The following is a 14,220-nucleotide window of genomic DNA, read 5'->3' as shown; positions in this document are numbered from 1 at the left end:
CCTCGAAAGCGGCCCGTTTTTTGGCATTTCATGGAGCTGCTGAGTGGCAAGACATTCGTGAAACGACACTGATCTGACGTGGCCTTGTCAAAATGGCTTCTGGACTGGTGTGTCCGGAATGACGGCTGTGCGGGACTTTGCTGTCGGTCGCCACGCCTGCTCAGTGTTCGCTGCACCCGTCCACGCGTCTCGCAGGAAGGCGGGAAGCGGTCGTTCGCTGCGAACTACGAGAACGTCAGCTAAGCGCAGAAAGCAGACACCGCAAAAGCTGGATTGATCTGTCCGGCACCTGGCGCGGATCAGTTCGACGCTACTGGCACGATTTATCGTGGCAAAGGCTGACGCTCACCAGATTTCACAATCACTCTTACCAATCATCCTGTTTCAACAGCTGGAGATATCTCGTCGCCTGTGAGCAACTGCTCCTCGTCAACAAAAAGTTCGTTGCTGAAAACGGCCGGGCCGAAACCGAATTCATACGAAACGTTGTGAAGAATCACTTTGTTGACCCCCAAGACTCTAACCGACCCGGAAACCACCGGGCGGTCAAAGAGGCATAGGTTCGCGTGCTTTGCGCGAGCGGCCTGCTGAAAATAGCTTTCAATAACGAAACCATCGTATCCGAGCGACCTAATGTGCAAAGCCAAATGTTGACAACAATCATAGCTGTCATGATCGTAGATCAGACTTTTCAGCCAAATTCGAGGATCATCGAAGGGAGAGATATAAAAATCCACCTTTGGCGAAGTGAGGTCCAAGAGGCGTAGCGTTTTTGTCGGTTGCATCGTTGCAACAAAAATGTCGTCCTCAAGGCTGACTCTGCTTTCATGAAGGCAAGTCTCAACGTCAAAGGAACAATACAAGACAGGTAGCTTGGGAGAGTCAAATCGTCCGTTTACCGTCCTAAACTTCTCTGGCGGAGAACAAAATCGTGTATCCTCCGGCGTGAATTCTATGTTCCGTTGGACTCGAAAGAATGTGGCATTGCTGTCAAGTTCGAGCTTTTCGTGATAGTCGCAGATTTTTTGGTAGTCAGAAGCTTCCCAACGCTGCTTTCCATCTTCCTCAGCGGGCTTTCCAAACATCCACAACGGAGGGCCGTAAAGGAAAATGTTCAGCCCGAAGGCCTCAGACAATAGCCTGATATCTTTTCGTAGAGCTTCTCTCCCGACCTCATCAATTGGCCTATCAGAATAATTAAATTGGAGCATTGGCGCAAACCAGCCTGTGCCCGAAAATACTGAACCGCGAACAAAAAATTCATTGCAAGTAAGTTCCAGAGCATTGCGAGTAAGCTTAGCCCCGTCCAACAGACCACAGTTCGGACAAGACCCGGACGCACTATCTCCAAAGTCTTCCGCAACTTTACGTAACCCGATATCATCGAAGCACTTTGAACAGCCGATGACCTTTCCAGCAAGCCGTCGTTCACGTAGCTTCCGAAGAATTATTGAAAACATTACCATTCCCCCGCGCGGTTTCTGAATCCGCACCGCCAACCTTCAGCCATCTGATCATATTGAGCAATGGACGAATGTCCTCTCTGGGAAGCGCTGCGCCGTAGCGGTCAGCCACCGATTCAAGGTCAGCTCTATGGGCTGACACCGGTCCTGTGCTGTGGTGTCCACGAACGGCAGCTCAGGGCCGAACCACGACAGGCGCGCCCGTGCTGCGACTGCGAAACGTCGTACGACCCGCGCGGTTGTTTTGGGCTCTAAGCCGAAGTTGCCGCCGAGCCTTCCGCGTCAAATCGAAAGCGCCTCGGCTGCACCGTCGACTGCAGCAGGACCTCGATTTCAGGCGCTCAACGCGGCGGCGCTTGCGTCCAGAAAATCCGGTACCCGCCCCTAAAACGGCGCGGGCGCACGGAATTTCATGCCTTTGCCATTCTCGGGATGGTTGAGGCGCAGTTCCTCGGCGTGCAGCATCATGCGCGGATACTGGTCCGCCGTTTCCGGCGCATATAGCGGATCGCCAAGGATCGGATGGCCAAGCGACAAGGTGTGCACGCGCAACTGGTGGCTGCGGCCAGTGTGCGGGAAAAGGCGCACTCGGGTTTCATCGTCATCCGCCGACAGCACCTTCCAGCCGGTCAGCGCCGGTTTGCCGGTTTCATGACAGACCTTTTGACGCGGACGATTGGGCCAGTCGACGATCAGCGGCAGGTCCACCTCGCCGGTGGCGGGGGTCAGCCGCCCGTGCAGTCGGGCGAGGTAGGTTTTTTTGGTCTTGCGGGTTTCGAACTGGTTGCCAAGGTGGCGCTGCGCATGGGGCGTCAGGGCAAAGACCATGACACCGCTGGTGTCGCGGTCCAGCCTGTGCACCAACCGCACGGTGGGAAAGGCCCGTTCCAACCGGGCAATCAGGCAATCGGCAAGGTCCGGCCCCTTGCCGGGCACCGACAGCAGCCCTGCGGGCTTGTCGACCACCAACAGGTCGCTGTCTTCATGCAGTACCGGGATCTCGCCGGTGGGGGGATCATAGTCAGAGGCCATGCCGCCCCCTTTGGCAAGAGAGGCCCACGGACGCAACCCCGCCGGTTTGATCGGCTCGGCAGGGGTGGGCGGGTGGGGCCGTGCCGATCAAACCGGCTACAGCTTTACCCGTTCCGATTTCGGATCGTAGAGCGGCTTCAGCGAGGGGGTCGCCCTGACCCGCGTTCCGGCCACGTCGATCTCATAGCTTGAGGCAAGCACATCCGCCGCGCTTTCGCCCTTACAGGGCACATAGCCAAGGCCCACGGCCCCGCCCAGCGTGTGACCATAGGCCCCCGAAGACAGGTAGCCGACGATTTGCCCATCCCGCAGGATCGGCTCGTTATGATAGACCAGCGGTTCCGGGTCGTTCAGCAGGAATTGCACAAGGCGTTTGTCCAGCCCGGCCTCTTTCTTGGCCAGCACCGCGTCGCGGCCGATGAACTGAGGCTTGGCAGTCTTGACCGCAAAGCCCAACCCCGCCTCCAGCACGTGATCCTCGCAGGTGATGTCATGGCCGAAATGGCGGAACGCCTTTTCGGCGCGGCAACTGTCCATGACATGCATGCCCGCCAGTTTCAGCCCATGCGCCTGCCCGGCCTGCCAGAGCGTGTCAAAGACATGGCCTGCCATATCGGCGCTGACATAGACCTCCCAGCCCAGCTCACCGACGTAGGTGACGCGATGGACGCGGGCACGGCCCATGCCGATCTCGATCTCTTGCGCGGTGCCAAATGGGTTCACGGCGTTGGAGAAATCATTGGGCGAAACCGCTTGCAGCAGTTCGCGCGCCTTGGGTCCCATGACCGCCAGCACGCCCTCACCCGCCGTCACATCGGTGATGACCACGTTGCGGTCGCCAAGATGACGGCGCAGCCAGGTTTCATCGGCACGGCGCGTCGCGGCGGGGGTCACGACCAGATAGGCTGTGTCCGACAGGCGGGTGACGGTCACATCAGCCTCGATCCCGCCGCGCGGGTTCAGGAACTGGGTGTAGACGATCTTGCCCACGGGCACGGACATGTCGGCGCCGCAGACATGGTTCAGAAAAGCCTCCGCGTCGCGGCCTTCGACCCGCAGCTTGCCGAAGGAGGACATGTCGTACATGCCGACGTTTTCACGGATGGCACGGTGTTCCTGGGCCGAGTTTTCGAACCAGTTCTGGCGGCCCCAGGAATAGCGGTAGTCGCGTTCCTGTCCGTCACGCGCGTACCAGTTCGCACGCTCCCAGCCCGCCAGTTCGCCAAAGACCGCGCCACGATCCGCCAAGCGGTCATGGAAGGGCGAACGGCGCAGACCGCGGGCGGTGACCTTTTGTTTGTAGGGGAAATGGTCGTCATAGAGCAGGCCCAGCGTTTCGGACACGCGCGAGGCGAGGTAGCTGGTGTTGGTCTGGAACCCCTGCGCGCGGGCAATGTCCACATCCCCCAGATCAAAGGGTTTTTCGCCGTCGTTCATCCATTGCGCGAGCGCCATGCCCGCGCCGCCCGCCGACTGGATGCCGATGGAGTTGAAACCCGCCGCGACCCAGACGTTTTCGCGCCCAGGACAGAGGCCCATGTAATAGGCATTGTCGGGGGTGAAACTTTCCGGGCCGTTGAAGAAAGTGTGAATGCCCGCCTCGCCCAGCATGGGCATCCGGTTGACGGCCTTTTCGAGGATCGGCTCGAAATGGTCGAAATCCTCGGGCAGTTGGTCGAACTCGAAATCCTTGGGGATGCCATTCAGCGCCCAGGGTTTTGCGCCCGGCTCAAACGCACCCAGCATCATCTTGCCCGCGTCTTCCTTGTAATAGGCGCATTCATCGGGCACCCGCAGGACGGGCAGTTGGGTCAAACCCGCGATGGGCTCGGACACGATGTAGAAGTGTTCGCAGGCCTGCAACGGCACGTCGGTGCCCAGCATCCGGCCCACCTCGCGGCCCCACATGCCCGCGCAGTTGACCACGTGATCGGCCTCGATGGTGCCGGATGTGCCGTCCTCGGCCTGCCAATGCACCTGGGTGATGCGCGCGCCCTTCGTGGTGACGCCGGTGGCTTTGGTGCGTTCGGCGACCGTGGCGCCGCCCATGCGCGCGCCCTTGGCCATGGCCAGCGCGATATTGGCCGGATCGCCCTGCCCGTCCTTGGGCAGGTAGACGCCGCCGACCACGCCATCCGTGTTGAGATGGGAATATTTCGCCTTGATCTCGGAGAGGTCGATCTCGTCGATCTCGACCCCGAAGGCGCGGGCCATGGCAGCCTGCCGGCGCAATTCCTCATGCCGTTCCCCGGTCAGCGCCACGGTGATCGAGCCGACGCGCTTGAACCCGGTGGCGACGCCTGTTTCCGCCTCGAGGTTGCCATAGAGCTCTTGGCTGTATTTCGCCAGTTTGGTCATGTTCGCCGTGGCGCGCAGCTGGGCGATCAGCCCGGCGGCATGCCACGTGGTGCCTGAGGTCAGTTGCTTGCGTTCCAGCAGAACAACATCGGTCCAGCCGAGTTTCGTCAAATGATAGGCGACGGAACAGCCGATGACACCGCCGCCGATGATGACGGCGCGGGCTTTGGTGGGAAGGGGCATTCTGGAACCTCCTGCCGAGGCGCGCGCGGCGGCGCGGAAAAGTGAGTATTTGGACCAAGAAGAAGCCCAAGAGGGGCTTTGCGATGGACCTGTCAGCCCGGGTGCAACCGGCGCGACAGTTCCGCGATATGTTCCGGCCCGGTTTCGCAGCAGCCGCCGACGATGGTTGCCCCCTCGGCGATCCAGCCTTCGACGAAATCCGCATAGGCCTGCGGGCCAAGATCCTCGCGCGCGGTGAGCGTGTCGATGACCACGTTGTCGTTGGTCAGCGGGATCACGCTGTGGAAACCGTTGGCATAGGCGCCAAATTTCAGGCCGGAGGCCTTGAGCAGTGGCATGGCCTTGCTGAGCACCTCTGGCATGGAGCAATTGACGAGGAAAGCGTCGACCCCCGCCGCTTTTGCCAGGGCTATGGCCTCGGACAGCGGTTCGCCCGACCGCAGGGCGGGCGGGTCCGCCCGGTCATCGAGGGTGACGCTGATCCAGCAGGGTTTGTCCTCACCTTCGAAGGCGGCCAGCACCGCGCGCACCTCAAGCAGCGATCCCAGCGTTTCGGCGAGGTGAATATCAACCTCGGCCTGCGCCTTGACGACGCGTTTGTAGACGTCGCGGGCGAAGGCCTCGTCCTTGTTGAGGTCGGGATTGTAGGAGTTGAAGAGCGGCGGCAGGCAGCCGGTGATCTTGACATCGCGGCCCGAGGCCTCGACCGCGCGTTTGGCGGCAGCGATGGCAGCCTGTTGCAGGGGAATGAACTGATCGCCGAAGCCGCGCTCTTCGAGCCGTTCGGGTGTCGCGGCATAGGCGTTGATGGTGATCGTCTGGGCCCCCGCCGCGATATATTCCGCGTGCAGATCCTGCACCAGTTCCGGCTCTTCCAGCATGGATTTGGCCGACCACATGTTGGACGCGGGCAGCTTGGAACGGTGCTGGAGCAATTGCCCCATGCCGCCGTCCATCAGGGTGACCTCAGTCATGCTTTCAACCTTTCGTTTTGCGGATCCCAAAGCGGTTGATCCGGCTGCACCACCGCGCGGCATTTTTCGCCGTAGATGTCTATTTCCAGTTCTGTTCCAGGTTCGGCAAGATCGGCGCGCACCATGCCCAGCGCGATGGAGGCATTCACGCGGTAGCCCCATGCACCGGAGGTGGTTTCACCCACGACCTGCCCGTCATGCGACAGCGTGGACATATAGGGCGCGTCGGCCTCGCCCGCGTCAACGATCAGGGTCACGAAACGTTTTTTCACGCCTTGCTGTTTCTCGGCCATCAGGGCGGCTTTGCCGGGGAAGTCCTGCGGTTTGTCGAGCTTCACGAAACGATCCAGACCGCCTTCGAAGAGGGTGTAGTCGGTCGACAGATCACCTTTCCAAGCGCGATAGCCCTTTTCGATCCGCAGGCTGTTCAGCGCGTACATGCCAAAGGGTTTGAGGCCATGATCCGCGCCCGCCGCCATCAGCGCGTCATAGACCTTGGCGGTTTCGGCAACCTTGGAATGCACCTCCCAGCCCAGTTCGCCTGCGAAGGAGACCCGGACCAGTTGCACCCAATGGCCCGCGATCTGCGCGGATTGATGGCTCAGCCAAGGCTGGCTCAGGTCGGCATCGGTGACGGCGGCGAGGATCTCGCGCGATTTCGGGCCGGTGAGGATCTGGCAGGAGAAATCGAGCGTCATGTCCACGAGGGTAAAGCCCGCGTCCTTTGGCAGGTGGCGCTGGAGCCATTCGAAATCATGCCATTGCGCGGTGGCGGCGGTGATGAGGAAGAAATCATCCTCGCCCAGACGCATGGCGGACATTTCCGTCACGATGCGGCCCCGGTCATCGGCGAAATAGAGCAGGCCGATGCGGCCCACCTTGGGGATACCGCCGGTGCAGAGGCCGCGCAGGAATTCCGCTGCACCCGCGCCCCGCAGGCGGTAGCGGGAGAAACCCGGCAGGTCGAGGATGCCGGCGGCGTCGCGCACGGCCTCGCATTCCTCGCGCAGGCGCGGCTCCCACGGGCCGGAGCGCCCCCAGGTATGCGTGGCCTCCAACGAGGTGTCATCGCCGGGCCGGGCGTACCAGTTGGCGCGCTCCCAGCCGTTATAGGCGCCCATGACGCCGCCCAGCGCCTTGACCCGGTCGTGCACCGGGGACAGTTTCTTGTCGCGGGCGGCGGGCCATTCGTGGTGGGGGAAGTGCATGGCGTATTCGTTGCCGTAGATCTCCATCCCTTTCAAATTGCAGTAGTCCTGATCGGTGTAATCGGTGTAGCGGCGGGGATCGACGGCCCACATGTCCCATTCGGTCTGGCCGTCCACGATCCATTCGGCCAGCACCTTGCCCGCGCCGCCGCCCTGCGCGATGCCGAAGGTAAAGACGCAGGCCTCAAAAGCGTTTTTCACGCCGGGCATGGGGCCGATCAGGGGCAGGCCGTCTGGGGCATAGGGGATGGGACCGTTTATGACGCGGCCCACGCCGGAGGTTCCCATGAGCGGCACGCGTTCCATCGCGTCGGCCACGATATCCTCGATCCGGTCAAGATCGTCGTTCCAGAGCTGGAAGGAGAAATCCTCGGGCATCTGGTCATCCTCGGTCATCCAGTGGCCCTTGCAGTTGGGCTCGTACGGGCCGAGGTTGAAGCCGTGCTTTTCCTGCCGGAGGTAATAGGACACGTCCACGTCGCGCAGCAGCGGCAGCTTGCCGCCGTGTTCCTTGGACCAGGCTTCGATCTCGGGGATTTCTTCGGTTAGGAGATACTGGTGAGACATGACCATCATCGGGACGGTCCGGCCACCATAAGGTTTGAACCATTCGCCGACACGCTGCGCATAGTAGCCAGCGGCGTTCACCACGTAGTCACAGGCGATGTCGCCCTTTTCGGTGTGTACGATCCAGCCGTCTTCGGTCTGGGTGACGCCGGTGGCGGGGGTAAAACGCAGGATCTTTTGTCCCATGTCGCGCGCGCCCTTGGCCAGCGCCTGCGTTAGCTGAGCCGGGTCGATGTCGCCGTCGGTGGGATCGTAAAGCACGCCTTCGAGGTCATGGATTTCAAGGAACGGATAGCGGTCCTTGGCCTCTTCCGGGGTCCAGATCTCCATTTCGATGCCTTGGTAGCGGCCCATGGAATAGGCGCGCTGAAACTCCTGCATCCGCTCTTTGCTGTGGGCCAGCCGGATCGACCCGGACTGGTGGTAGTTCATCGGGTAGTCGACCTCATCACCAAGGCGGGCATAAAGCTCGGTCGAATAACGCTGCATGTTCATGATCGACCAGGAGGTCGAGAAGGTCGGCACGTTGCCAGCGGCGTGCCAGGTTGAACCTGCGGTCAGTTCGTTCTTTTCCAGCAGGACGCAATCGGTCCAGCCCTTCTTGGCAAGGTGATAGAGCGACGAAGTGCCGACGACACCGCCGCCGATGATGACCACGCGGGCCTGTGTGGGAAAATCAGACATGTTCGCCTCCCTCAATCCTGTTGCGGAATATCATCCGCGATGTCGTAGTAATCGCCCTTGTCGGCGGTGAAGATGTGCTTTTCGAGCGTGATGCCCGTGGGCGTGTCGAGCGCGCCGAGGGCAAAGCTGATGGTGCCCTCGGCATGGGCGTGCCAAAAAAGAAAGCTGCCGCAGGTGGGACAAAAGCCGCGCTGGGCCTCGGGGCTGCTGTCAAACCAGCGGACCGGACCGGTGATGGTCAGCGCGTCCTTGGCGACATAGGCCGAGGCCCAGAGGTGGCCGGATTGGCGGCGGCACTGGCCGCAATGGCAGATGCTGGGGCCTTGTGGCCGGGCATCGGTCTGGAAGGTTACGGCGCCGCAGAGGCAGTGGCCCTTGGTCATGCAGTTATCCGTCAATAGACCGGCGGGGCGATCACCCAGATCGCCACTGCGGGTTCGTCATAGGGGTTTGCCCAGCGGAACGGCTCGCCCCGGATGCGGAAACTGTCGCCGGGATGGATGGTGAAACGGTCCTCGTCCAGGATCAGGTCAAGCCGTCCCGAGATGACATAGCCCACCTCTTGCGTCGGGCGGCTGACAGGTTCGGAGATCTCGGAATGGGGATCGAAGGTGGAATGGACCATTTCGAAATCATCGGTGAGATCGGGCGAGAGCAGTTCCTCGGCCAACCCGGGAATGCGGGCGCCGATCGGACGACGGGCATCCCTGCGGACGATGCGACCGGCCTCTGGCCCGGCGGTCGTGCCGTGGCGGGCCAGCATGGAGACCGAGACATCAAGCGCCTCGGCCATGTGGCGCAGATCGGTGATCGAAGGATCGGAAAGGTCGCGTTCCACCTGACTGAGCCAGCCCACCGAGCGGCCCAGCCGATCTGCCAGCTGTTGCAGCGTCAGCCCGCGCGTTCGGCGCAGCGCACGCAGATCGGCGCCGAGCGTCTTGGGCATGGGTTGCGGATGCGACATGAGACGAGTCGTGAAAAATTGCGTTCTAATTTCACGCTGCCATGCGCGCGTGAAATTTCAAAGCATTTTTTCACGGTGTTTGGAAAGTTTTTCGGACGGGCCTAGAGGGCGTCGCGAAAGCTTGCATCGAGGATGGCTTGCAACTGCTGCGCATCCTCTTCGGTGAAAGCGTCCGGACGGTCGCTGTCGATGTCGAAGACGGCGATCAGGCGGCCCTTGCCGTCGCGCACGGGCAGGACGATTTCCGACCGCGTGGAGGAGGCACAGGCGATATGGCCGGGAAAAGCATCGACATCGGCGACAAGCTGCACTTGCCCGCTGCGGGCGCAGGCACCACAGACACCGCGCGAAAAGGGAATGACAAGACAGCCGTGCCCGCCCTGATACGGTCCGATCTTGAGCAGTTCCGGCCCCACGACCCGGTAGAACCCGGTCCAGTCGAACCGGTCGTCCGCATGGTGCACCTCGCAGGCAATGGTGGCCATGAGCGCGACAGCGTCTGTTTCGCCCTCGGTCAGGGAGGCAATGGTCTTGGCGAGGGTCGGGTAGTCAATCGGCATGTTACGCTTTCCTGAAAGGACAGGACCGGGGGCGCTGCCCCCGGACCCCCGGGATATTTTCAGACAGAAGAAGGGCCGGGCGCTACATGCGCTCGATGGCGATGGCCGTACCCTCGCCGCCGCCGATGCAGATCGCCGCGATGCCGCGTTTGAGGCCGCGTTTTTCCAGTGCGTTCAACAGGGTGACGATGATCCGCGCGCCCGAAGCGCCAATCGGGTGGCCCAGCGCGCACGCACCGCCGTTGACGTTCACGATGTCGCGCGGCAGGCCCATTTCCTTCATGAAGGCCATGGGGACAACGGCGAAAGCCTCATTGACTTCCCAGAGGTCGACATCGCCCTTTTTCCAGCCGATCCGGTCGAGCAGCTTTTGTGCCGCCGGGATGGGTGCGGTAGGGAAGAGCGAGGGCGCCTGCGCGTGGCTGGCGTGGCCAAGGATCCGCGCGCGCGGCGTGGTCCCGGAGGCTTCGGCGGCGCTGAGCGTGGACAGGACCAAAGCGGCTGCGCCATCGGAGATCGACGAGGAATTGGCGGGTGTGACCGTGCCGTCCTTGCGGAAGGCCGGTTTGAGCATGGGAATCTTTTCCGGACGCGCCTTGCCGGGCTGCTCATCGGTGGTGATGACCTCTTCACCGTGGCGCATGTGCAGGGTGACGGGCGTGATTTCGCCGTCGAACGCCCCCGAGCGTTCCGCGTCCAGCGCATTGGACAACGAGGCCAGCGCGTATTGGTCCTGAGCTTCGCGGGTGAACTGGAACGCCTCGGCGCAATCCTCGGCGAAGGTGCCCATCAGGCGGCCCTTGTCATAAGCATCCTCAAGCCCGTCGAGGAACATGTGATCGACAACCTGACCGTGGCCGATGCGGGCGCCGCCGCGCATCTTGGGCAGCATGTACGGTGCCTGCGTCATCGATTCCATGCCACCCGCTACGATGGTTGCGGCATCGCCGAGCGCCAGCCGATCCCATGCGGCCATCGCGGCTTTCATGCCCGATCCGCACATCTTGTTCAGCGTGGTTGCGGGGACCTCTTCGCCCAGCCCGGCGGCGAATCCGGCCTGACGTGCGGGTGCCTGCCCCTGCCCCGCTGGCAAGACGCAGCCCATCAGCAATTCGTCGACCGCCGGGCCATTGGCCTGTGCCAGCGCGGCGCGGATCGCCGCCCCGCCCAGCGCGCTGGCGCTTTGCTCGGAAAATACGCCCTGAAAGCCGCCCATCGGTGTCCGGGCCGCGCCGGTGATCACCACAGATTCCATGTGAATCCCTCCCTTTGTCGGGACTTGCATACCGAATGGTAAGGATTGGCGTCTAGGGTCCTTGCAACCCATGACTATGAGGACGCCATGCAATTGACCACGCATCACCAGGCCGGAGTGGATATCATCACCGTCGACGCCAACAGGATCGACGCCGCGGTGGCCATCCAGTTCAAGGATCGCATGCGCGAGGTGCTCGGAAACGAGAAACCCCGGTACGTGCTGGACCTGCATCAGGTCGAGTTCATCGATTCCAGCGGCCTTGGCGCCATCGTCGCCGCGATGAAACTGATGCCCAAGGACGGCAAACTGGAACTGGCCGGACTGAGCCCCGCCGTCGACAAGGTGTTTCGCATGACCCGGATGGATTCGATCTTTGCCATCCACCCGTCCGTCGAAGCCGCGGCCAGCGCCTGAGCCCGGAGCGGAGCGACTGACGATGCGAGCGGAGCGGCTGGAGGATGGCACATTTCTGATTTCCTGCCAGATGGACAGCACCCCGGAAGACGTGCGCAAGACCTTGGAGGCGATCAATGGACTGCTGAAGGATGAGGTCAGCAGCCCTGCGGCAGACAGCAATTGGGAGCTTGTCGTTGCCGAAGTGCTGAACAACATCGTCGAACACGCCTACGAGGACCGCGCGGGCGGGGATATCCTGCTCAAGCTCACTTTTGCGCCGAAACGGCTCGCGGTCGAGTTCACCGACTTCGGACGCCCGATGCCGAACGGGGCTACCCCCGAAGGCGCGCCCGCGGATCTGGATGTGGCGGTCGAGGATCTACCCGAAGGCGGCTTTGGTTGGTTCCTGATCCGGTCGCTTTCGGAAAACCTTGCCTACAGCCATGATGGCGACCGCAATCGCCTGACACTGACCATACCATTGGGCTGACGGTCTTACCCATGATCCTGACCGGCAAAGGGCGGCGCACCATGCGCCGCCCTTTGTGCTATCCGCACCACCTTCAGCGCGGCAATTCGAGGTGCCATCAAACCGCCCCGGGATCACCTGTTTCCTTCCCTATTTACGCCCCGGTTGCCGGGCAAAGAGAAAGGGTAGCTGCATATGGCTTCCCTCGGCGTCGCATGTTTTCAGCCCCCACCCAGTGTGCGACGCCGAGGCCCAGTTTTCCCGGACAATTTGCGCAAGGCCCAAGGTTACCCAGGCGGAAACCACGTCATGATATGACCTGCCCGGCACCTTATTTCCGCCCCGATTGCGCGGGATATTGCAAGGGTAGCTGCATATGGCTTCCCTCGGCGCCGCGCGATTTCAGCCCCCACCCAGTGCGTGGCGTCGAGGACTTCCCCCCCGATTGACGCTGCACCGCACCACACTATGCTCGGTCCGGAAGAGAGGGAGGCAAGACAGCAATGCGCGATTTCCATAAACCCGGGCGATCCGCCGTTATGGCCCTGAACGGCCTTTGCGCGACCTCGCATCCGCTGGCCGCGCAGGCGGCGATCGACATCCTCCAGCGTGGCGGCAATGCGATGGATGCTGCATTGGCCGGCGCCGTGCTTCTGGGCGCGGCCGAACCCGCGATGACTGGCCTTGGCGGCGATTGCTTTGCTCTGGTCTCGCCCGCCGGCGGGGACGACGTGATCGCGGTGAACGGTTCGGGGCGGGCCCCCGCGGCGGCCAGCGCCGCAGCCTTGCGGACCGAAGGGCATGACAGCGTTCCTGTCGCTGCTGCCAGCGCGGTGACGATTCCCGGCGCTGTCGATGCCTTTTGCACCATGTCGGAACGTTGGGGACGGCTGGGCCTTGCAGACAGCCTGGCACCGGCGATCCGGCTGATGGAAGACGGGATACCCGTGGCCCCGCGCGTGGCCTTTGACTGGGCCGAAGCCCAGGACCGGCTGCAAGGCGCGGCCCGGTCGCATTACCTCAACAAGGGTGCTGTGCCTCGGACCGGCGATGTCTTTCGGCTGCCTGGCAATGCCGAAGTACTGCGGCGCATCGCGGCGCAGGGGCGCGACGGGTTCTACGGCGGCGAAGTGGCAGAGGACATGTGCACCGCGCTTACGGCCGCCGGAGGCGTGCACCGGTTGGAGGATTTCGCGGCTACCGCCTGCACCATCGGCGACCCGATCTCTGGCAGCTACAAGGGCCGCGACCTGCTGGAACATCCGCCCAACGGCCAAGGTGTTACCGCGCATCTGCTGCTGAACATCCTGTCGCATTTCGACCTTGCCTCGATGGATCCTTTCGGAGCCCAGCGTGCGCATATCGAGGCCGAGGCAGCCAAGCTGGCCTATGACGCGCGCAACCGCTTCCTTGCCGATCCCGATCACATGACCCGGCTGGAGCACCTGCAAAGCCCCGAGACCGCGGCGCGACTGGCAGAACTGATCAATCCGGCGCGGGCAATGGTTTCGCCCGAAAAGCTGTCCGAAGAAGTTCACCGCGAGACGATTTATATTACCGTGGTGGATCGGGATCGCATGGCGGTGTCGCTGATCTATTCGATCTTCAACAGCTTTGGCTCGGGCATCGCCTCGGAGAAATTCGGCATCCTGTTCCAGAACCGGGGCGCGGGTTTCAGCCTGCAAGAAGGGCATCCGAACGAACTGGCGGGCGGCAAACGACCGATGCACACGATCATTCCTGCGATCCTGATGGAACAGGGCCGCGTCACCATGCCTTTCGGGGTCATGGGCGGGCAGTATCAGCCCAATGGCCACGCGCGGGTGCTGACCAACATGATCGATTTCGGCATGGACCCGCAGGCGGCGCTGGATGCGCCGCGCAGCTTTACCGAGAATGGCAAACTGAAGCTGGAGCGCGGCTATGATGAAGAGGTCTTTGCCGCGCTGGCCGAGTTGGGCCATGACATTGAGGTGCCCAGCGCCCCGATCGGTGGCGCGCAGGCGATCATGATCCATGAAAATGGCGTGCTGGAGGGCGCCTCGGACCCGCGCAAGGATGGCTGCGCAATCGGCTATTGATCCGGGCTGCCCTACGCGTGGAC

General features: G+C 62.3%; 12 protein-coding genes. 3 read left to right on the top strand and 9 right to left on the bottom strand.

What is annotated here, in order from left to right:
- Positions 1 to 374: 374 nt before the first annotated feature.
- From KJP30_RS18200 to KJP30_RS18160, 9 genes are all read right to left on the bottom strand, one after another.
- Positions 375 to 1,466, bottom strand: coding sequence for an RES family NAD+ phosphorylase (locus KJP30_RS18200; RefSeq protein WP_218450754.1), 1,092 nt, complete (start codon positions 1,464 to 1,466; stop codon positions 375 to 377).
- Between the two features lie 381 nt (positions 1,467 to 1,847).
- Positions 1,848 to 2,495 carry an RluA family pseudouridine synthase gene (locus KJP30_RS18195; protein ID WP_218450753.1) on the bottom strand — a complete coding sequence of 216 codons (648 nt, stop codon included), beginning with the start codon at positions 2,493 to 2,495 and terminating at the stop codon, positions 1,848 to 1,850.
- A gap of 96 nt (positions 2,496 to 2,591) precedes the next feature.
- Positions 2,592 to 5,036, bottom strand: coding sequence for a GcvT family protein (locus KJP30_RS18190; RefSeq protein WP_218450752.1), 2,445 nt, complete (start codon positions 5,034 to 5,036; stop codon positions 2,592 to 2,594).
- 92 nt (positions 5,037 to 5,128) lie between these two features.
- The gene (locus tag KJP30_RS18185; protein ID WP_218450751.1) at positions 5,129 to 6,010 is read right to left on the bottom strand and encodes a homocysteine S-methyltransferase family protein; all 882 of its coding nucleotides are present in this window, start codon (positions 6,008 to 6,010) and stop codon (positions 5,129 to 5,131) included.
- Positions 6,007 to 8,469, bottom strand: coding sequence for a GcvT family protein (locus KJP30_RS18180; RefSeq protein WP_218450750.1), 2,463 nt, complete (start codon positions 8,467 to 8,469; stop codon positions 6,007 to 6,009). The genes KJP30_RS18185 and KJP30_RS18180 overlap by 4 nt, the downstream gene beginning before the upstream one ends.
- A gap of 11 nt (positions 8,470 to 8,480) precedes the next feature.
- A complete protein-coding gene (locus KJP30_RS18175; protein WP_218450749.1) occupies positions 8,481 to 8,852 on the bottom strand; it encodes a GFA family protein in 372 nt (123 codons plus the stop codon).
- Between the two features lie 11 nt (positions 8,853 to 8,863).
- On the bottom strand, positions 8,864 to 9,433 hold the full coding sequence (locus KJP30_RS18170) for a helix-turn-helix domain-containing protein (RefSeq protein WP_218450748.1): 570 nt from the start codon (positions 9,431 to 9,433) through the stop codon (positions 8,864 to 8,866).
- A 101-nt stretch (positions 9,434 to 9,534) separates the two neighbouring features.
- Positions 9,535 to 9,993, bottom strand: a complete 459-nt coding sequence (locus KJP30_RS18165) for a free L-methionine (R)-S-oxide reductase MsrC (RefSeq protein WP_218450747.1) — start codon at positions 9,991 to 9,993, stop codon at positions 9,535 to 9,537.
- Positions 9,994 to 10,075: 82 nt separating this feature from the next.
- Positions 10,076 to 11,248, bottom strand: coding sequence for an acetyl-CoA C-acyltransferase (locus KJP30_RS18160; RefSeq protein WP_218450746.1), 1,173 nt, complete (start codon positions 11,246 to 11,248; stop codon positions 10,076 to 10,078).
- An 87-nt stretch (positions 11,249 to 11,335) separates the two neighbouring features.
- On the opposite strand from KJP30_RS18160, the gene KJP30_RS18155 reads away from it, so the two are divergent.
- From KJP30_RS18155 to KJP30_RS18145, 3 genes are all read left to right on the top strand, one after another.
- The gene (locus KJP30_RS18155) at positions 11,336 to 11,665 is read left to right on the top strand and encodes an STAS domain-containing protein (protein WP_218450745.1); all 330 of its coding nucleotides are present in this window, start codon (positions 11,336 to 11,338) and stop codon (positions 11,663 to 11,665) included.
- A gap of 22 nt (positions 11,666 to 11,687) precedes the next feature.
- A complete protein-coding gene (locus tag KJP30_RS18150; RefSeq protein ID WP_218450744.1) occupies positions 11,688 to 12,137 on the top strand; it encodes an ATP-binding protein in 450 nt (149 codons plus the stop codon).
- A 482-nt stretch (positions 12,138 to 12,619) separates the two neighbouring features.
- Complete coding sequence (locus tag KJP30_RS18145; RefSeq protein WP_218450743.1) at positions 12,620 to 14,197, top strand: gamma-glutamyltransferase family protein; 1,578 nt, start codon at positions 12,620 to 12,622, stop codon at positions 14,195 to 14,197.
- Positions 14,198 to 14,220 lie beyond the last annotated feature (23 nt).

It is taken from the genome of Antarctobacter sediminis, assembly GCF_019218285.1.
GTDB lineage: Bacteria > Pseudomonadota > Alphaproteobacteria > Rhodobacterales > Rhodobacteraceae > Antarctobacter > Antarctobacter sediminis.
This window is presented reverse-complemented; position numbering and strand designations above follow the sequence as displayed.

Bases quoted from the DNA above. Each gene is read 5' to 3' on its own strand.
- KJP30_RS18145 (WP_218450743.1), top strand. From the start codon at position 12,620: ATGCGCGATTTCCATAAACCCGGGCGATCCGCCGTTATGGCCCTGAAC.
- KJP30_RS18185 (WP_218450751.1), bottom strand. From the start codon at position 6,010: ATGACTGAGGTCACCCTGATGGACGGCGGCATGGGGCAATTGCTCCAG.
- KJP30_RS18155 (WP_218450745.1), top strand. From the start codon at position 11,336: ATGCAATTGACCACGCATCACCAGGCCGGAGTGGATATCATCACCGTC.
- KJP30_RS18165 (WP_218450747.1), bottom strand. From the start codon at position 9,993: ATGCCGATTGACTACCCGACCCTCGCCAAGACCATTGCCTCCCTGACC.
- KJP30_RS18150 (WP_218450744.1), top strand. From the start codon at position 11,688: ATGCGAGCGGAGCGGCTGGAGGATGGCACATTTCTGATTTCCTGCCAG.
- KJP30_RS18160 (WP_218450746.1), bottom strand. From the start codon at position 11,248: ATGGAATCTGTGGTGATCACCGGCGCGGCCCGGACACCGATGGGCGGC.
- KJP30_RS18175 (WP_218450749.1), bottom strand. From the start codon at position 8,852: ATGACCAAGGGCCACTGCCTCTGCGGCGCCGTAACCTTCCAGACCGAT.
- KJP30_RS18180 (WP_218450750.1), bottom strand. From the start codon at position 8,469: ATGTCTGATTTTCCCACACAGGCCCGCGTGGTCATCATCGGCGGCGGT.
- KJP30_RS18200 (WP_218450754.1), bottom strand. From the start codon at position 1,466: ATGGTAATGTTTTCAATAATTCTTCGGAAGCTACGTGAACGACGGCTT.
- KJP30_RS18190 (WP_218450752.1), bottom strand. From the start codon at position 5,036: ATGCCCCTTCCCACCAAAGCCCGCGCCGTCATCATCGGCGGCGGTGTC.
- KJP30_RS18170 (WP_218450748.1), bottom strand. From the start codon at position 9,433: ATGTCGCATCCGCAACCCATGCCCAAGACGCTCGGCGCCGATCTGCGT.
- KJP30_RS18195 (WP_218450753.1), bottom strand. From the start codon at position 2,495: ATGGCCTCTGACTATGATCCCCCCACCGGCGAGATCCCGGTACTGCAT.